Here is a 24,204-nt window from a genome sequence, read left to right on the forward strand (position 1 = left end):
CCATGCGCGCGCGGCCGGTCAGCCGCGGTCGCCGAGGCCGGTCAGCACCGTCTCCACGAACCTCCGCCGGTCGTCGGCGTGATCGCGGAGCCACAGCCCCAGCCAGTGCGACGCGTCCGGAAGGTCGAACCGCGTGTACTGGGCGCGCGCGGCCAGCGCGTCCTGGACGGCCTCGGTCGCCTCGGGCGGGATCACCGTGTCCGTGCCCGGCACGGCGAGCACCGCCCGGCCCCCGTACGCCCGCAGCGTCCGGAGCGCGGGGGCCTCCCGCCAGCTGCCGGGCTGCCGGATGACGGCGCTGAAGCGGCCGTTCCCGTCCTCGAAGGGCAGGTCCCACGCCTCGGCTCCGTACACGGCGGGCGCGCACAGCCCCAGCGCGGCCACCCGGTCCCCGTAGTGCGCCACGAGGTCCGCGACCGTCTGCCCGCTCATGCTGAATCCCACGAGGACCAGCGGCCCGTCCGTCCCCGCGTACGCGTCGATCACCGCGACGGCCTGCTCGAACCGCCGCCGCAGACTCAGCTCGCCCAGCCGGCCCGTGCTGGCGCCGTGCCCCGAGAAGTCGAAGGCGATCCCCCGGCAGCCCTGGGACATGAACTCCCGCACCAGCGGAAGCAGTCGCTCCGCACTGCCGGAACCGGCGCCGTGCAGCATCACGGCGGTGGGCGCGGACGGATCGCCGCCGTACACGCCGCTGAGCCGTTCACCGTCGTGATCGTGTGTGAAGTCGAAGAGCACGGCCCCTATTCACTCACGCCGCGGCCGCCGCCCCCCGGTGGGGGCCCGGGGACCGCTCCGGGACGGACCGTCAGCCTCCGTCGCCGCCGCCGTTTCCGCCGCCGCCGCTGCCGCCGCTGCCGCCGCCCCGGCTCTTCCCGAGCGCGCGGACGACCGCGCCGGCGGCCAGGGTCCCCGTCGCCACCTTCCCGCTCCAGGGCGGCCCGCCGCGCTGGGACCAGACGACGCAGGCGCATCCGAAGACGGCCAGCGCCAGAACACCGAGCAGCACCAGGACCATGCGTCCCCCGTCCATTCCCACGGTTTCGTACGGCCGCCGCGACCGTCCTGATCACAAGGACGGCCCGCCGGGCTCCTCGGTTCACCGGCGGGCCGGAATTTCCGCCGCGCCGTGGCCGGCCGGCGCCGGTCAGTCCTCGATCCACCGCTCGTACAGCGTGCGGTCGGGCCTCAGCCCCGTCGCCACCAGCTCCCACATCATCTCGTCGCTCCCGCCGCCCATCCGGCTCACCTTGAAGTCCCGCCAGAGGCGCTCCAGCGGCGTCGCCTCCTCGACATAGCCGCGCCCCCCGAAGAGGTGTACGCACTCGCCCGTCACCCGCTCGCCGAGGCGGGCGACGGTCACCTTCAGCGCGGCGATGTCCGACATCGGCACCCGGCCGCCCGCGGCCATCTCCGTGACCGTCGCGTACAGGCCCCGCCGGGCGATGAGCACCTGGGCGTGGAGATCGGCGACGCGCAGCCGGAGGGCCTGGTGGCCGAGGAGCGGCACCCCGAACTGCCGGCGCTTCTTGAGATGGGTGACGGTGAGGCTCAGCGAGAGTTCCAGGACGCCGATGACCTGGGCGGCGAGGGAGAGCCGCTCGTACAGCAGGCCCTGGCCCATCGCGGTCAGCCCGGAGCCGGGGCGGACCAGGACGGCCTCTTCGGGGACGATCGCGTCGACGGCGAGCCGGGAGGTCTCCAGGCTGCGCATACCGGTGGTCGGCCACCGGTGGAGAAGGGTCAGACCCTCGCGGGGGACGATCACGATCGCCGGGCCGTCGCCGCCCCGGCACAGCACCAGGGCGAAGTCGGCGGCGGCGCCCGGGGACACGAACCATTTGACCCCGCGAACCCGCAGACGGCCGTCCTCCTCGGTCAGTTCGGTCTCGACGGCCGACAGATCGGAACCGACCCGCTCCTCGGAGGTCGCGACACAGCACACGCTCCGGCCGGCCAGCGCCCGGCGCAGCACCTCCTCGGCGTACCGGGTGCGGCCGAAGCGGCGCAGCAGGGACACGGCGGCCTCCAGATGGAGGCCCACCCCGACGCCGACGCCGCCGAGTCCCGCCCGTCCCATCTCCTCCGAGAGGAGCACGGAGCGCCCCAGATCGCCGTGGACGCCGCCCGTCCAGCGCTCGGCCAGCAGCCCGGCGGCGCCGAAGCTCTCGATCGCCTCCCGGGGGAAGCGCCGGTCCCGTTCGCCCGCCGCGACCAGCGGGGCCACCCGGTCGTCGATGAGGGTGCGGACGCGGTCCCTGAACCGTGCCACGGGACGGCTCGCCGTTCCCAGCGCGAGTTCGGCTCCGAGGTCGGGGGCCGTTCCCGGCCCGTGCCGCGGAGTGCTGTTCGACATGCTGATCACCACTGAATCGGGTCGGCTCGTACGGGGGAAGGGGCGCGGGGCGGGGTCGTTCTCAGGGGGACCCGCGCGGTGGTTCCCAGGGGGACTCGCGCGGTGGTTCCCAGGGGGACGCGCACGGCGGTCCTCGACGGGGCGGTCCTCGCCGGGGCGCGCGGGGAGTCGGGCCGCCGGGGCGGCCGGGGCGGCGTCACGCGTCCACCGCGGGCGCGGTCTCCGCCGTCGACAACAGCTCGTCGAGGGTCATCTCCGGGGGCGTCTCGATCTCGTCGAGGTCGAGACCCCAGTCGTCCTGGAGCGTCATCGTCAGCTCCACGATCGCCAGGGAGTCCAGATCCAGTTCGGAGAGGGTCGCCTTCGGTCGGATGGCGGCGGGGTCGACGTGGAACTTCTCCACGAGCCGCTGGGACAGATGCTGATAACGGGTGGTCATGAGGGGGCCTTGTCGTCGTCGGCGTGCGGGGAGCACGCGTGCGGTCGGGCTTCGGGGAAGAGCAGGGTGTGCGAGCCCCAGGCCAGCCCGCCGCCGAAGCCGGTGATCAGGGTGCGCGCGCCGGGGGCGGCCAGTCGGCGCTCCGCCGCGTCGGCGAGCGCCAGGGGGATGGAGGCGGCGGCGGTGTTGCCCAGTTCCCGCAGATTGCCGTGGCACCGGGCGGCGGGGATCCGGAGGCGGTCCGCGACCGCGTCGATGATGCGCTGGTTGGCCTGGTGGCTGATGAAGGCGTCGACGTCCTCGGCGCTCCAGCCGGACCGCCGGAGAACGCCGCGCGAGGAGGCGGTCATCCGGCGGACCGCCTGGGAGTAGACGGTGCGGCCCTTCATGGCGAAGTAGTACTTCTCCGGGGCGGCGCCGGGCGCGCCGAAGGGCAGCCGCGAGCCGCCCGCCGGGACCTGGATCAGCTCGGCGCGGGCTCCGTCGCTGCCCAGTTCCTGGGCGAGCAGCGCCCCCGGCTCGTCGGCGGAGCCGGAGCGGAAGAGCGCCGCGCCGGCTCCGTCGCCGAAGAGGATCGCGGTGTCGCGGTCCCGCGGATCGATCAGGGTGGTGCTGTAGGTCTCGGCGCCGATGACCAGGGGGCGGGTGTAGAGACCGGCGGCGACGAGTGCCTGTGCGCAGCTCAGCGCGTAGATGTAGCCGGCGCACGCGGCGGAGAGATCCAGGGCCGGGATGTCTCCGAGGCCCAGTCGGTGGGCGACCTCGGGCGCGGTCGCCGGGCAGCGGCGGTCGGGGGTGGTGGTGGCGAGCAGGACGATGTCGGGCGGGACCGGTCCGCCGGCCAGCTCGGCGGCGGAGTCCAGCGCGGCCCGGCCCGCCGCGCGGGCGAGGTCGCCGGTGCTGGTGCGGGCGTCGGCCAGCCGGCGGGCGGCGATTCCCGTGCGCTCCAGGATCCACCGGTCGTCGGAGTCCAGACCGTTCTCGCGGATCAGCCGCCGGTTGGTGACGGCGCGTTCGGGCAGGCTCGTGCCCAGACCGCACAGGACCGCGGCAGGGGTGGGCATGACAGCTCCCAGGGTGGTCGGGCGGCCCTTCCGGAGGGCCGGGGGCCGGGGGTGCGGGCGTTCGCCGAGGGGCTCTCGGCCGTGGCCGCCGCCGTCGGGGCGCCGCGGCCTATCCGCTCGTACGGTGGGCGTCCGTGCGGTGCGTGTCCGTGCGGTGCGCGTCCGGGCGGTGCGCGTCCGTGCGGTGGACATCCGTGTGGTGGGCGTCCGTGTGGTGCGCGTCGGAGCGGTGGGCGTCGGCGCCGGGGCCGTTTCTCCCGTGGCCGTTCGCGCCATGGGCGTTCGGACCACGGCCGTCGGGGACGTGACCCTCCGCGTCACCGCCGCTCGTGCCGGCGCGATACGCGTCCGCTGTCGGCGGCGGCGGACGTGTCGATGTCGATGTCGATGTCGGCCATACGAGGGTGGTGGCCGCCCAGGTCAACCCGCCGCCGAACGCGGTGAGGAGGACCCGGTCCCCCGGTTTGACCCGCCCGTCGTCGGCGTCCTGCGCGAGCAGGATCGGGATGGACGCGGCGGAGGTGTTGCCCACGTGCTGGATGTTGGTCGCCATCCGGTCCGGCCGGACGCCGAGCTTCCGGCCGACGGCGGCGAGGATATGGGCGTTGGCCTGGTGGGCGACGACCCGGTCGACCTCCGGGAGCCGCCAGCCCGCCTCGGCGAGCGCGCGGTGCGACACCTCGGTCATGCGCTTGACGGCGAGCCGGAACACCTCGGGGCCGGACACCGACAGATAGCGCGCCCCCGGACTGTCCGGTGTGCCGGGCCCGGGGTCCCGCGAACCGCCCGCCGGCACCTCGATCAGATCGCTCGCCGCGCCGTCGCTGCCGAGGACCACCGGCCCGATCGAGCCCGGTTCCCCGGGCCGCCCCGCGCGCAGCACCACCGCTCCCGCGCCGTCGGCGAAGATGGCCGAGGTGGCCCGGTCGCCCGGGTCGAGGAGCGAGGTCAGCGTCTCCGCGCCGATGACCAGAACGCGCCCGGCGGCGCCGCTCGCGATCATGCCGCCGGCGACCGCGAGCCCGTAGAGGAAGCCGCTGCAGGCCGCGCCGACGTCGAGCGCCGCGATCTGCGGCTGGCCCAGCCGCGCGGCGACGTCGGGCGCGGTGGCCGGGCAGACCCGGTCGGGGGAGGTGGTGGCGACCAACACCAGGTCCACCCGGTCGATGCCCGCCGAGGCCATCGCCCGTCTCCCCGCCTCGACCGCGAGATCCGCGGTCGCCGTGCCCGGTCCGGCCACATGCCGGCTGGTGATCCCGGTACGGCTGCGCAGCCACTCGGCCGAGGTCCCCACCCGGGGGCCGAGGTCGTCGTTGGTGAGCACGGTCGGCGGCAGCCAGTACCCGATTCCGGCGAGGACGGCGGTACGGGCCTCGGCGGTGCGGTAGGCCCCGTTCGCGGGGCGCGGACCGGCGTCCGGGCCCGGCCCGTCCGACGGCGCGGGCCGTTCGGCAGGCCCTGGGCGCCCGGCGGGCGCGGGTGGTCCGGAAGGCCCCGGCCCGTCAGACGGCCGTGGCGCGGTCGGGTGGACGCTGGTCATCGCTCTCTCCCGTCGGGGGCCGGCGGTAGTGCCAGTAGTGGTCCGCCGAGGGGTCCCAGCGGCGGTGCAACGGATCGTGGAACAGCCGGAGCAGCAGGCTCAGCGGCGTGAACACCAGGAAGTAGATCGGGAACAGCAGCAGGTCCCGCATATGCGTCGGTCCTTCTCAGCGTGGGCGTCGGCCTCGCGCCGAGGAGCGCGAGGGGTGGGTCAGTCGAGGGGGATCTCCGCACGCCAGTCCGCCGATTCGCGCCACTTCGGCTGGCGCTCCTTGTGCAGCAGATGTCCGCCGAGCACCAGCAGATCGATGTCGGTGCGCATGAAGCAGGCGTACGCGTCGCGCGGCGAGTGGACGATCGGCTCGCCGCGCACGTTGAAGGAGGTGTTCACCAGGACCGGGCAGCCCGTCCGGGCGCGGAAGGCGGTGAGCAGATCGTGGAAGACGGGGTTGGTGTGCCGGTCCACGGTCTGCACGCGCGCCGAGGAGTCGACATGGGTGACCGCGGGGATGGTGGAGCGGGGCACCCGGAGCAGATCGAGCCCCCGGGCGTCCGACTCACCGGCCCCCGCCAGCCGCTGGGCGCGCGCGACCTCGGCGACCTGGAGCATGTACGGGCTCTCCCGCTCCAGGTCGAAGTAGTCCGCGGCGTCCTGGGCGAGCACGGCGGGGGCGAACGGCCGGAAGGACTCCCGGAACTTGATTTTGAGGTTCATGGTGCTCTGCATCCGCGGATCGCGGGGATCCCCGAGGATCGAGCGCGCGCCCAGCGCCCTCGGGCCGAACTCCATCCGGCCCTGGAACCAGCCCACGACGCGGCCGTCCGCCAGCGCGTCGGCGACCTGTCCGACGAGCGCGTCCCGGCCGGGAGTGACGTACGGGATGGCGTGCCGGTCCAGATGGGCCGCGATCTCCTCGTCGTCGAACGCCGGGCCGAGCAGGGCTCCGGACATCGCGTCGGGCCGCTCCCCGAGTCCGGGGCGGGCCGCTCCCCGTTCCATGGCGACCGACAGCGCCGAGCCCAGCGCGCCGCCGGCGTCCCCGGCCGCGGGCTGGATCCACAGATCGTCGAAGATCCCGGATCGGGCGATCTTCCCGTTGGCCACGCAGTTGAGCGCCACCCCGCCGGCGAGGCACAGCCGCTTCTCGCCCGTGAGCCGCGCGCTCGTTCGGGCCAGCAGCGTCAGAACCTCCTCCACGACCTGCTGCACGGAGGCGGCGAGATCGAACTCCCGCTCGGTGAGCGGGTCCTCCGGCCGTCGGCGCGGACCGCCGAAGAGCGTCTCGAAGGCCCGGCCGGTCATCACCCGGCCGCGCAGATAGGCGAAGTGACGGAGATTCAGCCGGAAGGACCCGTCGGGCCTGATGTCGATCAGCCGCTCGCGGATGAGGTCCGCGTAACGGGGGGCGCCGTACGGGGCGAGCCCCATGAGCTTGTACTCCCCCGAGTCCACCTTGAATCCGCAGAAGTGGGTGAACGCGGAGTACAGCAGTCCGAGCGAGTGCGGGAAGCGGATCTCCGCGACCTTGGTCAGCCGGGTGTCCCGGCCGTGCCAGATCGTCGTGGTGGCCCAGTCGCCGACGCCGTCCACGCACAGCACGGCCGCGGATTCGTAGGGGCTCGGCAGGAACGCCGAGGCCGCGTGCGACTCGTGATGGGCCCGGCACACGACCTCCGGCACGGGGCCCGCGTCCAGGTCCGCCAGCCGTCGCCGTACGGTCGCCGCCGCGCGCATCCGCCAGGAGAGCCATTCGGGCAGCCGCTCCCGGAAGACCGGGTATCCGTGCGGAGCGGTGGCGGCGAAGGTGGCCATGACCCGCCGGAACTTCACCGCGGGGTCCTCGTAGTAGGCGACCGCCGAGACATCGCCGAGCCCCGCGCCCGCCTCGCGCAGACATGAGCGCACCGCCCGCTCCGGGAAGGCCGGGTCGTGCCGCCGCCGGCTGAACCGCTCCTCCTGCGCCGCCGCCAGCGGGGTCCCGTCGGCGACCAGCGCGGCGGCGCTGTCGTGGTAGAAGGCCGAGATCCCCAGCACCAGTTCGGTCATGACCGCACCTCGCCGCGCCGGGTGCGGCCGCCGTCCGCCGCCGGCCGGGCCGGTCCGGCGCGGCGGGCCAGGCGCGCCGCCCGGCGGGCCCCGAATCCCTTCGGCGGGTCGAGCGACCTGAAGCCGGTCCGCACCCGCTGCCAGGCCTCGGCCTGGGCGTCGGCGCCCTGCGATCCGAGGACCGAGGTCAGGAACGCGTCGACCGCGTCGGCCGCCCAGGCGGAGTGACCGGTGGCCACATTGTCGATGGTGTTGTGGATGTCGACGAACCTGGTGGAGTACCCGTACCGCTCCAGCGCCCGGTGGGCCCGCCGATAGCCGCCGCCCACGCCGGACAGCTCCATGGCCAGATTGAGCCCGAGCACCTCGGGCAGACAGGTCCGCGGATACCGTCCGACGCTGAGCCAGTACACCGGCAGTTCGAAGGAGCTGTCGCGGAATCCGGGCCAGTGGGCGAACTCCTCGGAGGCGGTGGGCGGAAGCTCCACCCCCATCTCGCCGAGGACCTCGCGGTAGATCAGCGGATGGTTCAGCTTCGGCACGCCGTTGCCCAGCTCGTCCCAGTACGTCTCGAAGAGGAAGTGCCCGTGCTCGGACGAGGCCAGCTCGTAGTCGGTGAAGCCCTGGAGCCAGGAGCCGTCGATCAGGGTGAGCGGGGCGAGTTGCACGGTGGCGTCGATCAGCTCCTCGCGGGAGGGGAGCGGGGCGCCGGCGGCCGTCTCCAGATCCCGGTCGTGCCGGTCGTGCTGGTCCAGGAGCCAGGGGCGCAGGCCGGTCGCCGGCCACCGCCGGGGCAGCGCCTTCGGGTCCTGGTCGATGCCGTGCCGGGAGCGCGCCAGCCAGCCGCGGACGTAGTCCCGTGTGTACCGGTTCAGCTCCGGTGTCCGCCGCCGGTGCTGGAGCAGGTGGAAGGCCGACCTGAGGCCGGTCGGGGCGCGGCCGGCGGGGGCGGGGGCGGTGAACAGGGCGGGAAGGGGGTACGAGGCGGGGGCCCGGGCCGCCCCGGCGGGCGGGGTGTCGGGCCCGGCGGGTGAGGCGCCCGGTCCGGCGGACGGAGCGGCGGCCTCCGCGGACGAGGCGCCGGGCCCGGCGGGCAGCGAGTCGATCCATCGGCGTATCACCGCCAGGTCCTTGGGCGAGAAGACCCGGAACATGGGCCCCCGCTGCATGACCAGCCCGTTGACCAGCCGGCTCCGGTCGGACCTGCCGGGCCGGATCAGATCGCTGGCGGCCAGCGCGCCCAGGAAGCCGGACGGGTCCCGGCCGCACTCCCGCAGCCACTCGGAGAGCGAACGGCCCGCGAGCACGGTGCCGTGGTGGTAGACGGCCGCCTCCCGGGCCCGTCCCCGCAGCAGTTCGGCCATGTCGTGGGCGGGGTCCTCGGCGGACCGCAGCTCGGCGTGGAGATCGTCGCTCCAGCGCGCCAGCGCCCCCCACGCCCAGCCGAAGCCCGCGGCGACCCGGTCCGTTTCCTCGCCCCTGACCCGGAGATACGCCTGCGTCGCGGCCCAGCCGTGATCGGCGTCCGAGCCCTCCCTCGGGGCCCCTTCGCCGATCTGGGCCGGGCCGGGGGCCGGCGCCCCCTCCGCCACGACGAGCGGCGGCAGTACGCCGACGGTGCGCAGCGCGAGGTCCGCGCCGAGGATCTCCGGCCGGAAGTGCTCGGGGAGCCTGCTCATGGCCAGCAGCAGTCCGGGGAGGTAGAAGTTCCGGTCGGCGATCCGCCGGTCGAGCGCCAGCCGGGAGGCGGGTACGGCGTACTCGGCCAGCCGCGCCCTCCGCAGCGCCGTCACATAGGCGCTGCCGAGGGACGCGCGGGGGTGGCCGACCCCGACGTCGGAGGCGTAGAGCGCGAGGATCCGCAGTGCCGTGGGGTCGTCGGCGCGGGCCGGGGAGGTCAGCCACTGGAGCCAGGCCCCGTTCTGCGCGGCCAGCGGGGCGCAGGCCAGCAGGGCTCGTTCGGCGAGGGCGTCCCGCTCGGCGGACGCGTCCCGTTTCGCGGGCGCGTCACGATTCGCCGAGGTGTCCCGTTCAGCGGGAGCGTCCCCCTCGGCGGGCGCGTCCCGTTCGTCGGGCGCGTCCCGTTCGGCTCGGGCGTCCGGCGCCCCGCCGGACTCGGCCGGCAGCGCGCCGTAGCGCCGCCGCTCGTCGGCCGCCCAGGTGGCGAGGCGGATCCGGAGTCCGTCGAGGCCCGGCCCCTCGGTGTCCGGGGCCCGGAGCCGCAGTAACTCGGCGCGTATCTCCTCGGCCGAGCCCTCCGCGGGGAAGGTCCCCTCCGGATCGGCGGCCCAAGCGTAGAGGGACCGGCAGGCCGAGTCGTCCGGCTTCGCCGATGCGATCGGCGCGATGGCGGCCTGGACAGGCATCCGCCTCATCTCCTTCGGTACGGGGTGACCGGCGCCGGCCCTCGGGGGCCGGCGGGCGATCAGAACATCGGGTAGATCGAGTCGTCGGTCTTCCGCCTGGCCTTGCGGCGACGCCAGCCGGTGATGAGCTTCCGAACGAACCGCATCGCGGAACCGTCCTTTCAGGAGAGGGCGAGCCGCTCCGCCAGGACCCTGGCGAAGATGTCGCTGCCCTTGTCGGTGAAGTGACCGCGGTCGACGAAGATCCAGTCCTTCGGGGTCGTCGCCTCGGCGATGAGCGGGGCGATCTCCAGGAACCGCACGTCCTGCTTCTCGCACACCGTGCGCAGCGCCTGGGCGTACTGCCGGCCGGCGTCCAGGGTGGCGATCTCGCCGAACATCTCGTCCAGCGGGACGCCGAATCCCGACAGCCGGTCCAGCTCCGCGAAGAGCAGGGCCTCTTCCTCGGCGGGCTCCTCGCGGATCCAGGGGGCCAGCGGTGTCAGCACGTACGAGACCCGGGCCCCGGTGGCGGCCGCGAGGTGCCGCCAGCCGTCCACGTGCCGCTCGGTGAGAGCGGTGGCGTGGGTGATCAGCCGGTCGAGGTCCGGCACGGGGGCCGGGGCGCTTCGCGGCGGGGGCGGGTCCTGCGACCGCGCGGCCCGGCCCCAGAGCCGGCGGCCCGGCCTGCGGTGCCGGGTCCGCAGCTGCTCCATCAGCTCGTAGTACTCATTGCAGTAGAAGAACGCGCCGTGGTCCCCGTGCTGTTCGGCGGGCAACCTGCTGAGCAGCAGATTGTTGACCCCGGAGAGGATGACGATCTCCTCCACCCGCGGCAGCAGATGGCGGTAGAGCTGCATGAGGATCAGCTCCTGGACGGAGTTGAAGCTCCGGCCGCTGAAGTTGAGCCAGGGGGTGGAGGGGGCGTACCGGGACCACAGGTACGACGGGATGGTCGTCGCGTCGCTCGTGGACCCGATGCCGAGCGCCACCGAGCTGCCGACGAAGAGCCGCACCGGCCCCCGCGCCGTCTCGCCGTCGACCGCCGCGCGCTCGCCGGAGGGGCCGTGGGTGAACCGGAAGCCGTACCGGTCGGTGTTCAGCACCTCCGAGCGGTAGTCCGCGTGGTTGAAGTACATCAGATACGGCAGATACCGGGTGTGCCCGCGATTGTCGAAGTCGTCGTACTGCTTCATTTGCGGGGTGAGTTCATAGCGGTGGAGTTTCACTGCGCACCCGATTTCGCCAGAGCGTTCTCGTAGGCGTCGATCAGATCGTCCACCGTCTGCACGGAGACCTCTCCTTCCAGCCCTTCCTTGAAAGGGTCGACGCCCAGTTCGTCTTCGAGTTCGATGGCCACCCGGGCGAAGACCAGGGAACTCACGCCGAGGCCGGTGAGACTGTCTCCGCCCGATATCCGGGACGGCTTCTCCCCCTCCTCCTCAAGAATCTCGGTGATGGCCTTGACCGTCACGGAAGCGATGTCGGACCTGTTGAGCATGTTCTCTCTCCTGCCGTGGAAGGGACGCTCCGGCGGCGCCCGGGCGACCGCGTTGTCAGGGCTTGACGGCGATGGCGCGCACGGTGCCGACGTTGATCCGGTCGACCCGGTGCTCCGCGATCCACTCCTCGCAGGTCTTCCTGACCCGCTCCTCGGCCTCGGGGCCGAGTTCCGTCTCCAGCCTGCGCAGCCCGCTGCCGTGCACGATCGGCCACCAGGCCTCGGGGGAGCCCAGCGGCAGCGGGGTGTCCGCGGCGGTGACCTCCGCGCCGGTCACCCCGGCCTCGTCCAGCAGCGCGCGCACGACGTCCGGGTCCTCGGTCCGCACCCAGGGCAGATAGGTCCCCATGCCGGGCCGTTCGGACCGGCATGCTTCGAAGAAGACGGGGAGCACCGGCTCGAACAGCCGCCGGCCGATGGTGGTGATCGCGAGCGTTCCGCCGGGCCGGACATACGACCAGAAGGCGGCAAGCGTGCGCACCATGTCCTCGGCGAAGTAGATGCCCAGCGAACAGTTCACGACGTCGAAGCGCTCGCCGCCGGGCGGCAGCGCGTCGATGTCGCCGTGCCTCAGCGTGACCTGGTCCAGCCCTCGTTCGCGGACCCTGCGCTGGGTGATGCCGAGCATCTCGTCCAGGATGTCGACGCCCTCGACATGGCCGGTCGGGCCGACCCGCTCGGCCATGCGGACCGTCATCGGCCCCGGGCCGCAGCAGAAGTCCAGCGCCCGCATGCCGGGCCGCAGATCGAGACTCGCGACGGTGTCGTCGGAGATGAAGCCCCAGAATTCCTCCGCGGCCACGGCATAGTCGGACGACGCCACACTGTAGGTGTTCCTGGTGTCGAAGCTCTGCAAATCCTTGCTCATCGGGCCTCCTGAAAGAGGGGGATACGCCGGACTCTCCGGCGGGGCGCGGAACTCAATGCGCCGCTGCGCGAACCGCAGCATGGAATTCGCCCCCGTGCGGGGTCGGCGAAGCTTTCCGGAGCGGCTCGAAGGGCGGCCGACGGTTTATCGGCTCCCCCATACAAACCATCGGGTTGCCCGCCGGGAACGGAGTATTCGCGTTCGGGGCGTTCACGCGTTGAACGCTTGTGCGCTTGTGAATCGCGGTGCGGGGGTGTGGATTTCAGCCCGTCGGCCGGCCGCGCCGACGACGGCCCCGGAGCAGGGCCGGCCGACCGGGGGGCAGGCGGGCCCGGCGCGGCCGGAGCGCACGACGCCCGGCGGGCGGACCCGCGCACGGCCCGAGGGCATTTCGCTCCCGGCGGCACCCTTGACTCTGATCACTCGGGGAGTTGCCCAGTCACCGCTGCGCAGACAGGATCGCGGCATGTCCAGCGACCGTCTCATGCGCATCCACAGCACCGAGTTCCAGGCCATGGCCGAGAGGGTCCTGCGGGTCACCGGGCTCACCTCCCGCCTGAACGTCCTGCCTTTCGAAGACGAAGCGGGCAAGGCGGAGTTGTTCGAGCAGATCCTCGGCAAGCCACTGCCGCCGAGAGCCACGATCCATCCGCCCTTCTACACGGACCACGGCCTGAACCTTGACCTCGCCGACCGTGTCTTCATCAACCAGAACTGCACGTTCCTGGACTACGCCGGCATCCGGCTCGGCGAGCGCGTGATGATCGGACCGAAGGTCACGTTCATCACCAGCGGCCACCCGGTTGATCCCGGGGAGCGGCGGCTGTATCTCACCGGCGCGCCCATCGACGTCGCGGAGAACGTGTGGATCGGTGCCGGTGCCACGATTCTGCCCGGCGTCAGCATCGGCCGTGACGCCGTGGTCGCCGCCGGCGCAGTCGTGGCTGATGACGTTCCACCCGAAAGCCTGGTGACCGGCAGCAAGGCAACCGTGCACCGAAAGTGGTGACCGCCCCCTCGGAACCACACCGAGCCCGACTGCGGGCCGCCAGACGACCCCTTGGAATTGATCATCCAGGAGGCAGCTGGTCGTGATCCAGCGTTTCCACGGAGGTCTCTGAGCCGGAAGAAGCGGGCCTGCCGTCCACCCTTCACCGGCGTCCGGCACGGCGTCTGCACCAGTGCCGCTCTTCGCCCCACCGCAAGCAGGTCTGCCCAGCCCCGACACTCACTCCAGCTTGTCCAGCCGCTCCCCCACCGAGCTGGCCCGCAGGAAGTACGCGCCCTTGGCCCCAGACCTGGCCAGGAACTGGCCGGCCGCGTCGGGAGCTGTCCCAACAGTGGACTAATCGTTGGACCTGAGCCGCTCCTGGCGTATGGCGTGTCACCTGATCCGGATGGCTGACCCAGCTCGGCACGGCATCGGCTGGGCGTAGGCACCCCCGCTCCATGACGCCCGGCGGGCGAACCCGGCGTGGCCGCCCGGCGGGCGAACCCCCGCGCGCGCCACCGGCGTCGGCCGTCGCACCGCCTCGGCCCGAGCCGGTGCGAACACGGCTGCGGCAGCGGGCCGGCGGGCATCGGCGAGGGGCGGGGGCTCGTACGGGCCGGAGCCGGCGGCGGTCCACGACCGGACCGGCGTCCGGAGACACCGGGGACGGTTCACGGAGTCGGGTCGGCTTCGAACCGCCGCTCACCGGAACAGGCGTCGCCGCCGGCGCGGACGGCCCCGGCGGACGGTTGACCGGGCCCGGGCGGGCGCCGGCCTGCGGCTCACGAGAACGGGCCCCGCCGACGGCGCGGACGCCCCGTACGGAGGAGGGGCGTCCTCAGGAGCGCGTGGCGGCCCCGCGCTCCCCCTTCGCCGAGTCCCGCGTCCGTTCGGCCGTCGGCGTGCTGCGGTCGTACGGGTCGACGGCGGGGCCGTCGGCCGCCGCCGAATCGGCGGAGAACCGGGGGGCGAGGTAGCCGGCGACCTCGCCGCAGCCGCCGTTCGCCGTGCGGACCGCGTACGAGACGAGGGAGAAGGTCCCGGGCTCGGTGATCACCTTCGCCGGGTCGCCCCGGCTCAGCACCGCCTCGCGCCGGACGATCGTACGGGTGACCTCGTCGCTGTCCGCCCCGGCCCGGGCGACCGGATGGACGAAGGTGACATCGGCGGTCACCTCCAGGGCGCCCCGCTCGCCCTCCCGGAACGTCATCCGGCCGCGGGTCCTGATGTCGTCGCCGACCAGGCGCGTCCGCGTCCGGTCGAACCGGCTGAAGAGCATCAGCGGGTCGTTCGCCCCGTCCGGCGCGCGGAACGCGGTCGACAGGAAGTCCTTGACGTCCTTCTGGCGCGGATTGATCAGCGCGACGGCCGCCGTGGGATGCTCCCCGCGCGGCACCCCGGGATCCAGATTGGACGCGCCGAGCACATCCCGGTCCGGTCGAGGGTCTGCTTCACCCGCGCCTCGCTCATCCACCCGGTGGCCTCGGCCGCGGGCGCGGAGATGCCGTCAGGCCGTCAGGCCGTCACGCCGTCAGCGACCGGAGCGGGCCGCCGGGCCGGACCCCCGGATCCCAGCTGCCGGGGTCCGCGGAACATACGGGTCGAGCCGTGCCGGTCATGAGGGCCTCCGCCCGGTTGGATCGGTGTGCGCCGGAGCGCCGGTCCCGGCGGCCGGCCGGCCGCGCCGGAGCGGGTCGCGGCTGTCGACCGGGGCGGTACGACGACGACGGCGGCGGGTGACGGTCGGTTCTCGCCGCCGGATCCGGGCGGGTGGCTCCGGTCCGGGCGGCCGCGAGGTCATGGACCGGGGAAACGGTATCGATGGTCGTCAACGTCTTCTCCTCATCGGCGTCCGAGGTCACGTGGTCGCGCTCGCACCGGACTTCGCGGTCGTCCGGAACCGGGTCCCGGCCACGGGCCTCGCGGCGGGGCCGCCGAACCGGCCCGGCCGGGGCGCCGCCCGCCCGGTGCGCTGTTCCCGCTTCCGCTTCCGATCCTGTTTCCGCCAAGGGCTCCGGTTCGGCGCGGACTTCGTCGGAGGGATCGGCCGGGCGGCCGAACCGCGGGAGTCCCGTACCCACGGGGTCCGGGCTCCCCCGAGGCCCGGACCGTCCACGGCCTGCCGGGCTTCGGATCTCGACTCGCTCGGCCGGGCTGCGGCGTGGCGTGATCCTCCTACGGGCGACCTCAACCTGTCAACGATCGTTTTCAGTTGAGCAACGATCGTTGAGCGCCGGGGCGGCCACCGACCACGACCGCGTACGACCGGGGCGGGGACGGCGGTACGCGCCGACGCGGGCCGCACCGAGCGCCCGCCGGACGGAAGCGCCAGGCCCGGCGGCGCGGACGAAAGCCCCGGCCCGGCAGCGCGTACAGAAGCCCCCGACCGGGCGGCGCGTACCCACGCCCTCCCCTCCCGGCCGTCGGCAACACGCCCTCCGCGCAAGGGATGTGGGGCGACGGTCCGCCCCGCCCGCGCCCGCGCGGACGCCCGCCGCGCGAGCGCCGTCCGAGCCCCGCCCGGGCGATGTCAATGATCGTTTCCACCCGGCCAACGATCGTTGAAATATGCGCCGGGGGCACGTACCGTGACCGCTGCATGCACACCAGCTTTCGATCCAGAGCACCTGGGAGCACGTCGGTGGACCCTGCCCGGTCACTGCGCGAGACCCTTGAGCACCTTGAGGCGCTGATCCGACAGCGGTACCTGGAGCGATCGGATCTGCCCACCCCCGAGGAGCTGGCGGCCGAGACGGCTCTGCCCGTCCACACCGTCCGTGTGCTGCTCCAGGGCGGCCGCGCGCCGGCGGACACGGTCAACGACCGGGTCCGGGCACGCGTCAAAGCCCTCTCCGACGCCCATCTGGCCCGTACCGGCGGGCGGATGCAGGATCTCGCCGGCAGCATCTCCCAGCAGCTGGGAGTCTCCCGGGTCTGGGCGCGCCAGGTCTGCTCGGGCGACAAGATGCCCAGCGTCGAACTCCTCCACGGCCTGGTCGACTTCTTCCGGGTCGGGGGCGGCGAGGCGTTCTTCACCGCCCCGGCCGCCGAGGCCCTCAACCGCGTTCTGCTGCCCGTCGTCGCCGCGCGGCAGCCGGCGGGACCGGAGGGCCCGGCGGCGGACCCGCCGGCCGAGACCCTGGCGGGGTTCGACGACGTCCGCGGCTTCGCCCTCCGCCAGGCGCGCGAACTCCCCCAGGAGCGCTGGAACGTACTCAACGCGACCCTCAAGGCGCTGCTGGAGCTCGACGAGGCCGAAGGAGAGCCATGAGTACGGCAGCGAGATCGATGCGGCAGCTCAGTGCGCGGCTCGTCCGCCATCTGCGGACGCCCGCCGACGAGGGCGATGTCATCCCCGCGATAGGCGAGGTCCTCACCCAGGTGCGGGGACGGCCGGTCCGATTACGCAAGGCGGCGTTTCCGCCCGGGACCGCGAGCGGGCTGTGGGTCGACCGCACCGGCCACGATCTGATCGCGTACGAGGAGAACACCGACCCGGAGCACCAGTTGGTGATCATCGGGCACGAGGCGTGGCACATGTTCCAGGGCCACTGCGGCAACGCCACCGCGCACGGTCCGGCGGCCTCCCGCGCCGCGGAGTACGAGCCGGCCGGCGCGCTGGCGGATCTCGCGGCCGAGATCGCGCGGGCCGACGACGCCGAGGGCGATCCGGCCACCCGCCGGGACGCCGCTCTGCAGTTCGCGGCCCGCGCCGACGCCCGCAATGTGCACGAGGAGGTCGAGGCGGAGCTGTTCGGCATCCGGTTCGCCACGGATGTGCAGGCCGCCCTGGCGGAGATCCGCACGCCCGCCGACCCGCACAACCTCGCCGGGCGCATCCGGGCGTCCATGGCGCACCGCATCCGCCGGATCTGATCCGCTCGGCCCGGACCTCCCCCACGCCCCGTACCGAGGAGACAGCAGCAAGGTGACATCCGGATCCAGCGATTTCGGCTACTACGCCTGCGGGTTCGCCCTCTTCCTGGTCTGCGCGCTGAAGCTCCCCGCGCTGATCCGAAGGCCCCACGACACCCTGCTGCGCACCGTCTGCCTGCTGCTCTTCATCGGCGGCTGGACGATGATCTTCGGCGCGCCGGACGCCATCGCCGCGCTCAACCGGTTCACCGGCGTCACCAACGCGGCCGCGCCGGTGGTGTACGGGATGACGACCGCGTTCGGCGGGGTGAGCCTGCTGCTGATCGTCAACTGGCGGTCGGGGCCCCCGGAGCAGACCCGGCGGGCGTCGCGCCGGTGTGTGGCCGCGTACAGTCTGGCCACCCTCGCCATCTTCGTCCTGTTCTGGGCCGGCGACGCTCCCGTGGAGGAGGTCGCCCTGTTCGACGTCGTCTACGCGAACACCCCCTACATCCGGGAGATGATCCTCACCTATCTGATCGCGCAGGGCGTGGCCATGATGACGACGTGCACGCTGTGCTGGCGGTGGAGCAGAGAGGTCCACGGCTCGCTCCGGGCCGGTCTGCGGATCCTCGCCCCCGCCTATCTGGCCATCGTGTTCTACGACATCCTCCGGCTCACCGCGGTGACGGCCCGGTGGACGGGGCACGACCTGGACCACCTCATCCCGCTCTCCGTCCAGTTCGCCGCCTACTCCTCCGTGCTCGGCTCCGTCGGATTCGCCCTGCCCCTGGCCGGCCCCCGGGTGGCGCAGACCGCCCGGGCCGTACGGCAGCTGCGGCAGCTCACCCCGCTGTGGCGGGCCCTCCAGCAGGTGCCGACCCCGGGCGCGATCCGCACTTCGCTGCCGTGGTGGCGGACGTCCCCGGCGGTGGCCCTGACCGGGCGGAAGACGGCCCTGTACGACGCCATCCACGCGCTGACCCCGTACTGCGACCCCGCCGTCCGCGACGCCGCCCACCGCGCGGCGCTCCGCGACGGCCACGACGAGCACTCGGCCTCGGTGGCCGCGGACGCGGCCATGATCCTCGCCGCCCGCGCACGGCAGCTCGGCGCACCCGACGACCGGCGGACGGCCGCGCCGGCCTCGGCCTGGCGCTCGAAGGACCTCGTTCCGCTCTCGCTGGCGCTGGCCTCGCCCGTCGTCCGCGACCACGAGCACTACCTTGCCCCGGCAGAAAGCAGCCCGTCATGACCGACCACCCGCGCCGGAGACCCACCCATGCCGTCGTCATCGGCGGCAGCGTCGCCGGCATGCTGGCGGCCGCCGCGGTCAAGGACCATGTCGGCTCCGTGGAGATCGTCGAGGCCCATGGGCCGGCCTCGGGCCCCGGCGCGCGCGCCGGCGTCCCCCAGGCCGCCCACATCCATCTGCTGCACCAGGGCGGGGCGGAGGCCATCGACAGCCTGCTGCCCGGGGCCGTCGACGCGCTGCTGGCGGCGGGCGCCAACCGGATACCGATGACCACCAACATGGTCATCTACTCCCCCGAGGGCTGGTACCGGCGCTGGCGGCGCAGCACCCACTTCCTCATCTCGGCGAGCCGGGACCTGATCGACTTCGTCGTCCGGGAGCAGGTCCTGAAGGACCCCCGCGTCAGATTGCGGACGAACACCAGGGCCATCGGATTCCTGGGCGACCGCCGTACGGTCACGGGCGTCCGGGTGCACGCGGCCGGCAGCGCGGAGACGGAACTCCGCGCCGATCTCGTCATCGACGCGTCCGGCCGGGCGACCCGCACTCCGCGCTGGCTCGCCCAGCTGGGCGTCTCCGGTCTTCCCACCGCCCATGTCGACTCGGGGTTCGTCTACGCGAGCCGTTTCTACCGCGCTCCGGTCCCCACCCGCGACTGGCCCATGGTCGGGGTGCAGGCGGACTCCCGGCTGCCCCGGCCCGGCAACTCCGGCGGCATCCTGCCGGTCGAGGGCGAGCGCTGGCACGTGAGCCTGATGGGCGCTCCCGGCGGGCAGCCCACCCGTGACCCGGACGCCTTCGAACCGTTCGCGCGCACCCTGCGCCATCCCGTCCTGGCCGATCTGATCGCGCTCGCCGAACCTCTCACCGATGTGAGCGTCAGCCACAGCACGGCCAACCGCCGCCACTACTACGAGCGGCTCGCCCGCTGGCCCGAGGGGCTGGTGGCGCTGGGGGACTCCGTGGCGGCGTTCAACCCCGTCTACGCGCAGGGCATGTCGGTGGCCGCGCAGGGCGCCGTCGCGCTGCGCGCGCTGATCCCGGCCGGTCCGACGCCGGATCTGGCCCGCCGCGCCCAGCGGGCCATCGCCCGACCCGTCGACACCGCGTGGACCCTCGCCGTGGGGCAGGACATCCACTTCTCCACCACCACGGGCGAGGACCCGAACCTCGCCGAGCGCGCGCTGAGGCACTGCGTCAGCCGGCTGTCCCACACGGCGACCGGCTCCTTCCGCGCCGCCACGGCGCTGACCGACGTACTGGCCCTGCAGGCCACTCCCGGCTCCCTGGCCAGACCCAGTGTGCTGCTGACGGCCCTGACCGGTCCGCTGCGGCCGCGGCTCGACGGGCCCCAGTTCACCCGGGCGGAGCGCGAGCTGCTGGAGGGGGCGCGCGGGGCCGCGCGGCCGAGCCGGTAGCCGGGCTCGGCCGGGTCCGGACCCGGGCCCGCGACATCCGGACCTTCGGCGTCCGGGCCGACGGCGTCCGGACCTTCGGCGTCCCGGCCGACGACATCCGGACCTTCGGCGTCCCGGCCGACGACCTCCGGACCTTCGGCGTCGGGTCCATGGCATCCGGACCTTCGACGTCCGGACCTTCGGCGTCCGGGGCCGACCGTGTCCGCACCGCGCGGGAAGCACCCGGGCGCCGCGACCGGCGCCCGGCACACGCCCGTCCCCGTACACCCGTACATCCGCACACCCCTGCACCCACAGCCTCAGCAGCACCCACCCGTACCCATGACCACGTCGCCGCCGTCCCGGCGCTGCCCCAGCGCCCGCGGCAGCCACAGAAAGCGTGATCCATGTCTGACACCACCGGACGCGGACCCACCGCGGTGGTCCTCGGAGCCTCCGCCGCCGGTCTCTGCGCGGCGGCGGCCCTCGCCGAGTTCGCCGATGTCACCGTCGTGGAGCGCGATGTGCTGCCGGCCGGTCCCGAGCCCCGGCGCGGGGTCCCCCAGGCCCGGCACGCGCACATCGTGTGGTCCGGCGGCGTGGCCGCCCTGGACGAGCTGCTGCCCGGCGTCGTCGGCGACATCGTCGCCCGGGGCGGGCATCTGCTCCACATCATGGGCGACATGGTCAGCCGCGCCCCCAACGAGGTGTGGTTCCGCCGGTTCACCCGAACCCGCCACCGCAATCTGACCTGCTCCCGGGACCTCCTCGACGCCGTCCTGAGGGCCCGCGTCCTCGCCGACGCCCGGATCACGCTCCTGGAGGGCGCCGTCGCCGCCGGGCTGGAGGGCGGCCCGGCCCGGGTCACCGGCGTCCGGGTGGACACCGGCGGCGGCCGGGAGCGCACGCTCGCCGCGGACCTCGTCGTCGACGCCTCCGGGCGCGGCTCGCGCGCCCCGCACTGGCTCCGCGAACTGGGCCTCCCCAGCGTCGCCGCACGAGAGGTCGACGCGGGCCTCGCCTACGCCACCCGCCTCTACCGGGCGCCGGGGACCACCGCCGCGACCGGCTTCCCGGTCGTCAACGTCCAGGCGAACCCCGCGTCGCCGCCCGGCCGGGGCGGCATCATCCTGCCCATCGAGGGCGGCCGCTGGATCGTCACCCTGGCCGGCACCCGCGGCGGCGAGCCCTCCGGCGACAGCGCGGCCTTCCTCGGCTTCGCCCGCGCGCTGGCCGACCCCGTCATCGGGGAACTCCTCGAACACGCCGAGCCCCTCGGCGGCGTCCTCACCACCCGCACGACCTCCAACCAGCGTCACTACTACGAGAAATCGCGGACCTGGCCCGGCGGATTCGCCGTCCTCGGCGACGCCGCGGCCGCCTACAACCCCGTCTACGGGCACGGCCTCACCGTCGCCGCGCAGTGCGCGCTCGCCGTGCGCGATGTGCTGCGCTCCCACCCGCTCGCCGCGCCCGGCACGGCCCGCCGGCTGCAACGGGCCGCCGCCCGGCCCGTGTCGGCGGCCTGGGGTCTCGCCATCGGTCAGGACGCCCTGTACCCGGGGGCCGTCGACACCCCGCCCAGAAGGACCGAACTGCTGCTCGCCCGCTACGTCGACCGCTGTGTCGCGACGGGCGCGGGGAACCCGAGGGCGCTCGGGGCGCTGCTGGACGTGATGAGCCTGGAGAAGCCGCCGAGCCGGCTCTTCTCACCGCTCGACATGCTGGCGCCCATGCTGTTCGGGCCGCGTCGGCCGCCCCTTTCCGGCCCTCCCCTCAGCGACGCCGAGCGGAAGACCGCCGCTCCCTGACCGGATCGTCCGCCCCGCCGTCCGGCCGCACCGACCGCACCGGCCGCCCGGCGGCGGCCCGCGGCCGGGTCGCCGCCCGGCCCAGAACTGTGGAAACCCCCTGGTGGAGCAGGCGCCGGGCGCCGTGGACGGGCAGCCGCCCGACGCCGTGAAGGCCCGGACCGTACCCCCGTGTGTATTCGGTCGGCGCGGCAAAACATTTCGGTCCTGGTATCGGTCCGGACCGTGCTGTGCCGCCGGTCGCCTCCGTGCAAGCTGTCGCTCATGCATGGCGCTACCAGCTGACATGGCGCGCCATTTCCACGGGAGGACGAACCCAGTGCTCAATACGCCCACTGGCGGGAACCAGCCGTCGATCCCCGAAGCATCGGACCCTCCGGGCCACATCCGGGCCCGGGTCGAGGTGCCCGTCTACCTGGCGGACGGTACGAGCCGCACCGCTGAAATGATCACGTTCTCCGGGCTCTGCGACGGGCTGGAACACATCGCCGTCGTCTTCGCGCCCCTGCTCTCCGTCCCGCTGGTGCGCCTCCACTCGGAGTGCCTGACCGGCGATGTGTTCGGCTCCACCCGCTGCGACTGCGGACCCCAGCTCGGCGAGTCGCTGCGGCTGACCGCGGAGTCCGGCGGCATTCTGCTCTACCTCCGTCAGGAGGGGCGCGGCATCGGCCTCTACAACAAGCTCGACGCCTACCGGGTGCAGGACGAGCTGGGGCTCGACACCTTCGCGGCAAATCGCGAGCTGGACTTCTCCGACGATCTGCGCGACTACCGCGCCGCCGCCCAGATGCTCCACGCGCTCGACGTGACCCGTATCGGCCTGCTCACCAACAACCCGGACAAGGTCGACCAGATGGCCTCCTACGGCGTCTCCGTCGAGGAGGTCATCCCCACCGGGATCTTCCGGACCGAGCGCAACCAGGGCTATCTCAGCGCCAAGGTCGAGTTCAGCGGGCACACCATCCAGCTCGTGGGAGAGTCCATATGATCCAGCACCGAGGGCCCATCAGCGGCATAGCCGCCTGGCGGGCCGAGTATGTCGCCACCGCCGGGTACGACAACCAGGTGATCTGCTGGGACCAGGGCACCGGCCGGGCGCTGGCCCGGGCCTTCCACGACCATCTGGCCAACCAGTGCCTGTTCTCGCCGGACGGACGCCGTCTGCTGACCTCCTCCAGCGACTACACGGCCCGGCTGTGGACGGTCCCCGATCTGCGTCTGGTCGCGGTCTTCGCGGACCAGGAGGACGACGTGGAGATGTCGGTCTTCCATCCGACGAAGGAGCTGATCGCGACCGCGTCCCGGGACCGGCGGGTGAGGGTCTACGACTTCACCGGCCGGCTCGTCACCACCTTCGCCGGGCACACGGCGGACGTCATCTCCGTCGAGTGGGCGCGCGGCGCGGACGAGCTGATCTCCTCCAGCGACGACGGCACCATCAAGCGCTGGTCCCTGGAGACCGGCGGCATGATCGCCGATCTGGACATGGGCGGCGTGGAGACGGACACCATCGCCATCTCCGGCAGCGGGACCATCTTCGCGGGCAACGACGAGGGACAGATCATCGTCGTCGAGCCCGACGGGCGGACCGTCGTCCCCGCGCACGAGGCGGGCATCAAGCGCCTGGTGCTCGACGGCGCCCGCGATCTGCTGGTCAGCCTCAGCTACGACCGGACCATGCGGCTGTGGAACGTCTCCTCCGGGAAGCCGGAGCTGCGCGACACCACGGCGCTGCCGGACGATGTGTGGCCCCGCTCCTGCGCGTTCGCCGGGGGCTCGCGGCTGGTCTTCGCCACCTTCGGCGCCAGCTACCGGGGGTACGACTACGAGGCCCGGGCCTGGGACACCGCCGAGGTCGCGGCCACCATCGGCGTCAACGCCGTGCTGCCCGGCGCGGACGGCACCACGCTCACCGTCGGCGACGCGGGGCTGGTGCGGCGCGACGGCGAACTGATCGCCCGGACCGGCAGCCTCTGCAACTTCCTCACCCCGCTGGGCCCGCTGGTCCTCTCCGGCGGACAGCTCGGCAAGGTCTTCGACGCGCTGACCGGGCGCGAGCTGTACCAGCACCGGTCGCCGCTGAACTGCGGAGCCGCCTTCGAGAGGGACGGGGAGCGGTACGCGGTCGTGGGCACCTACACCGGGGAAGGGCTGCTGCTGCGGCTCGGCGGCGACGGCGCCGAGCACATCGAGGATCTCCCGCTGCACGTCAACGCCGTCAAGGGCGTCGCGGTCTCCGGCGATCTCATCTTCTCGGTGGCCGCCGACGCCTCCGCCACCTGGTACCGGATCTCCACCCTGGAGAAGGTCGCCGCCCTGGAGGACGTGCACGACAAGATCGCCAATGGGTGCGCGGGCCTGGGCGACGGCTGGTTCGCCAGCGTCAGCCGCGATCTGACCCTGCGCATCTGGGACCCGGAGCAGCGCGCCGAGACCCTGGAGACGCCGCACACCCACTCCATCAAGTGCGTCGCGGCGTCCGACGACGGCCGGCTGGTGGCCACCGGCAGCTACAACGGCCGGGTCGCGCTGTACGACCGGGTGAACCGCGCCTGGACCGAGGTCCGGCCCACCACGGCCGGCATCTCCTCGCTCGCGTACGACGCGGAGCGCAAGGTGTTCGCCGCCGCGTCCTACGACGGACAGGTGTACACGGTCGGCGGCTGAGCCGCGGGCGCCGGGGGGAGCGCGACCGCCTCGCCCCCTCGGCGCCGTGCCCGCACCCGTGCGCGGCTC

The 24,204-nt window shown here is 73.5% G+C and carries 20 protein-coding genes and 1 pseudogene; 8 read left to right on the forward strand and 13 right to left on the reverse strand.

Annotation, left to right across the window (positions count from 1 at the left end; all coding sequences use genetic code 11):
• Nucleotides 1-21 precede the first annotated feature (21 nt).
• The 12 genes and pseudogenes from ACF089_RS30670 to ACF089_RS30725 all read right to left on the reverse strand — a co-directional run.
• Nucleotides 22-738: pseudogene (locus ACF089_RS30670) on the reverse strand (alpha/beta hydrolase); the annotation flags it as partial.
• Between the two features lie 70 nt (nt 739-808).
• Nucleotides 809-1,033 (reverse strand): hypothetical protein, encoded by a 225-nt coding sequence (locus ACF089_RS30675; protein ID WP_392033665.1) that lies wholly within the window; start codon nt 1,031-1,033, stop codon nt 809-811.
• A gap of 114 nt (nt 1,034-1,147) precedes the next feature.
• Nucleotides 1,148-2,356 (reverse strand): acyl-CoA dehydrogenase family protein, encoded by a 1,209-nt coding sequence (locus ACF089_RS30680; protein WP_392033668.1) that lies wholly within the window; start codon nt 2,354-2,356, stop codon nt 1,148-1,150.
• A gap of 196 nt (nt 2,357-2,552) precedes the next feature.
• Nucleotides 2,553-2,795 carry a phosphopantetheine-binding protein gene (locus tag ACF089_RS30685; protein WP_392033670.1) on the reverse strand — a complete coding sequence of 81 codons (243 nt, stop codon included), beginning with the start codon at nt 2,793-2,795 and terminating at the stop codon, nt 2,553-2,555.
• Complete coding sequence (locus ACF089_RS30690) at nt 2,792-3,859, reverse strand: beta-ketoacyl-ACP synthase 3 (protein ID WP_392033672.1); 1,068 nt, start codon at nt 3,857-3,859, stop codon at nt 2,792-2,794. Before ACF089_RS30690 ends, ACF089_RS30685 begins: the two co-directional genes overlap by 4 nt.
• Nucleotides 3,860-3,968: 109 nt before the next feature.
• A complete protein-coding gene (locus ACF089_RS30695) occupies nt 3,969-5,399 on the reverse strand; it encodes a beta-ketoacyl-ACP synthase III (RefSeq protein ID WP_392033675.1) in 1,431 nt (476 codons plus the stop codon).
• Nucleotides 5,362-5,550, reverse strand: a complete 189-nt coding sequence (locus ACF089_RS30700) for a hypothetical protein (RefSeq protein WP_392033678.1) — start codon at nt 5,548-5,550, stop codon at nt 5,362-5,364. The genes ACF089_RS30695 and ACF089_RS30700 overlap by 38 nt, the downstream gene beginning before the upstream one ends.
• Before the next feature lie 59 nt (nt 5,551-5,609).
• Complete coding sequence (locus ACF089_RS30705) at nt 5,610-7,445, reverse strand: carbamoyltransferase (RefSeq protein ID WP_392033681.1); 1,836 nt, start codon at nt 7,443-7,445, stop codon at nt 5,610-5,612.
• Complete coding sequence (locus ACF089_RS30710; protein ID WP_392033683.1) at nt 7,442-9,811, reverse strand: iron-containing redox enzyme family protein; 2,370 nt, start codon at nt 9,809-9,811, stop codon at nt 7,442-7,444. Before ACF089_RS30710 ends, ACF089_RS30705 begins: the two co-directional genes overlap by 4 nt.
• Before the next feature lie 161 nt (nt 9,812-9,972).
• A complete protein-coding gene (locus tag ACF089_RS30715; protein WP_392033686.1) occupies nt 9,973-10,986 on the reverse strand; it encodes an Inducer of phenazine A in 1,014 nt (337 codons plus the stop codon).
• A gap of 29 nt (nt 10,987-11,015) precedes the next feature.
• Nucleotides 11,016-11,291, reverse strand: coding sequence for an acyl carrier protein (locus ACF089_RS30720; protein ID WP_392033689.1), 276 nt, complete (start codon nt 11,289-11,291; stop codon nt 11,016-11,018).
• A gap of 55 nt (nt 11,292-11,346) precedes the next feature.
• The gene (locus tag ACF089_RS30725) at nt 11,347-12,159 is read right to left on the reverse strand and encodes a class I SAM-dependent methyltransferase (RefSeq protein WP_392033692.1); all 813 of its coding nucleotides are present in this window, start codon (nt 12,157-12,159) and stop codon (nt 11,347-11,349) included.
• A 466-nt stretch (nt 12,160-12,625) separates the two neighbouring features.
• On the opposite strand from ACF089_RS30725, the gene ACF089_RS30730 reads away from it, so the two are divergent.
• Entirely contained in the window at nt 12,626-13,168 is a 543-nt protein-coding gene (locus ACF089_RS30730) for a DapH/DapD/GlmU-related protein (RefSeq protein ID WP_392033695.1), read from the forward strand.
• Nucleotides 13,169-13,988: 820 nt separating this feature from the next.
• On the opposite strand, the gene ACF089_RS30735 is transcribed toward ACF089_RS30730, so the two are convergent.
• Complete coding sequence (locus ACF089_RS30735; RefSeq protein ID WP_392033698.1) at nt 13,989-14,576, reverse strand: hypothetical protein; 588 nt, start codon at nt 14,574-14,576, stop codon at nt 13,989-13,991.
• 1,215 nt (nt 14,577-15,791) lie between these two features.
• Between ACF089_RS30735 and ACF089_RS30740 the strand changes: the two genes are divergently transcribed.
• From ACF089_RS30740 to ACF089_RS30770, 7 genes are all read left to right on the forward strand, one after another.
• A complete protein-coding gene (locus ACF089_RS30740; protein ID WP_392033701.1) occupies nt 15,792-16,421 on the forward strand; it encodes a hypothetical protein in 630 nt (209 codons plus the stop codon).
• Nucleotides 16,418-17,026, forward strand: coding sequence for a toxin-antitoxin system, toxin component (locus tag ACF089_RS30745; RefSeq protein ID WP_392033703.1), 609 nt, complete (start codon nt 16,418-16,420; stop codon nt 17,024-17,026). The genes ACF089_RS30740 and ACF089_RS30745 overlap by 4 nt, the downstream gene beginning before the upstream one ends.
• Nucleotides 17,027-17,078: 52 nt before the next feature.
• Nucleotides 17,079-18,260 (forward strand): MAB_1171c family putative transporter, encoded by a 1,182-nt coding sequence (locus ACF089_RS30750; RefSeq protein ID WP_392033706.1) that lies wholly within the window; start codon nt 17,079-17,081, stop codon nt 18,258-18,260.
• Nucleotides 18,257-19,678 (forward strand): FAD-dependent oxidoreductase, encoded by a 1,422-nt coding sequence (locus tag ACF089_RS30755; RefSeq protein ID WP_392033709.1) that lies wholly within the window; start codon nt 18,257-18,259, stop codon nt 19,676-19,678. Before ACF089_RS30750 ends, ACF089_RS30755 begins: the two co-directional genes overlap by 4 nt.
• Before the next feature lie 386 nt (nt 19,679-20,064).
• Nucleotides 20,065-21,468: an NAD(P)/FAD-dependent oxidoreductase gene (locus tag ACF089_RS30760; protein ID WP_392033712.1), complete on the forward strand. Its 1,404-nt coding sequence runs from the start codon at nt 20,065-20,067 to the stop codon at nt 21,466-21,468.
• A 319-nt stretch (nt 21,469-21,787) separates the two neighbouring features.
• Complete coding sequence (gene ribA / locus ACF089_RS30765) at nt 21,788-22,456, forward strand: GTP cyclohydrolase II (protein WP_392033715.1); 669 nt, start codon at nt 21,788-21,790, stop codon at nt 22,454-22,456.
• The gene (locus ACF089_RS30770) at nt 22,453-24,135 is read left to right on the forward strand and encodes a WD40 repeat domain-containing protein (protein WP_392033718.1); all 1,683 of its coding nucleotides are present in this window, start codon (nt 22,453-22,455) and stop codon (nt 24,133-24,135) included. The genes ribA and ACF089_RS30770 overlap by 4 nt, the downstream gene beginning before the upstream one ends.
• Nucleotides 24,136-24,204 lie beyond the last annotated feature (69 nt).

Origin of the sequence: Streptomyces sp. NPDC014894, assembly GCF_043080985.1 — a bacterium.
In the GTDB taxonomy this organism is placed as follows: domain Bacteria; phylum Actinomycetota; class Actinomycetes; order Streptomycetales; family Streptomycetaceae; genus Streptomyces.

Bases quoted from the DNA above. Each gene is read 5' to 3' on its own strand.
- ACF089_RS30675 (WP_392033665.1), bottom strand. From the start codon at position 1,033: ATGGACGGGGGACGCATGGTCCTGGTGCTGCTCGGTGTTCTGGCGCTG.
- ACF089_RS30745 (WP_392033703.1), top strand. From the start codon at position 16,418: ATGAGTACGGCAGCGAGATCGATGCGGCAGCTCAGTGCGCGGCTCGTC.
- ACF089_RS30720 (WP_392033689.1), bottom strand. From the start codon at position 11,291: ATGCTCAACAGGTCCGACATCGCTTCCGTGACGGTCAAGGCCATCACC.
- ACF089_RS30695 (WP_392033675.1), bottom strand. From the start codon at position 5,399: ATGACCAGCGTCCACCCGACCGCGCCACGGCCGTCTGACGGGCCGGGG.
- ACF089_RS30685 (WP_392033670.1), bottom strand. From the start codon at position 2,795: ATGACCACCCGTTATCAGCATCTGTCCCAGCGGCTCGTGGAGAAGTTC.
- ACF089_RS30755 (WP_392033709.1), top strand. From the start codon at position 18,257: ATGACCGACCACCCGCGCCGGAGACCCACCCATGCCGTCGTCATCGGC.
- ACF089_RS30770 (WP_392033718.1), top strand. From the start codon at position 22,453: ATGATCCAGCACCGAGGGCCCATCAGCGGCATAGCCGCCTGGCGGGCC.
- ACF089_RS30725 (WP_392033692.1), bottom strand. From the start codon at position 12,159: ATGAGCAAGGATTTGCAGAGCTTCGACACCAGGAACACCTACAGTGTG.
- ACF089_RS30730 (WP_392033695.1), top strand. From the start codon at position 12,626: ATGTCCAGCGACCGTCTCATGCGCATCCACAGCACCGAGTTCCAGGCC.
- ACF089_RS30760 (WP_392033712.1), top strand. From the start codon at position 20,065: ATGTCTGACACCACCGGACGCGGACCCACCGCGGTGGTCCTCGGAGCC.
- ACF089_RS30690 (WP_392033672.1), bottom strand. From the start codon at position 3,859: ATGCCCACCCCTGCCGCGGTCCTGTGCGGTCTGGGCACGAGCCTGCCC.
- ACF089_RS30710 (WP_392033683.1), bottom strand. From the start codon at position 9,811: ATGCCTGTCCAGGCCGCCATCGCGCCGATCGCATCGGCGAAGCCGGAC.
- ACF089_RS30715 (WP_392033686.1), bottom strand. From the start codon at position 10,986: ATGAAGCAGTACGACGACTTCGACAATCGCGGGCACACCCGGTATCTG.
- ACF089_RS30680 (WP_392033668.1), bottom strand. From the start codon at position 2,356: ATGTCGAACAGCACTCCGCGGCACGGGCCGGGAACGGCCCCCGACCTC.
- ACF089_RS30705 (WP_392033681.1), bottom strand. From the start codon at position 7,445: ATGACCGAACTGGTGCTGGGGATCTCGGCCTTCTACCACGACAGCGCC.
- ACF089_RS30700 (WP_392033678.1), bottom strand. From the start codon at position 5,550: ATGCGGGACCTGCTGCTGTTCCCGATCTACTTCCTGGTGTTCACGCCG.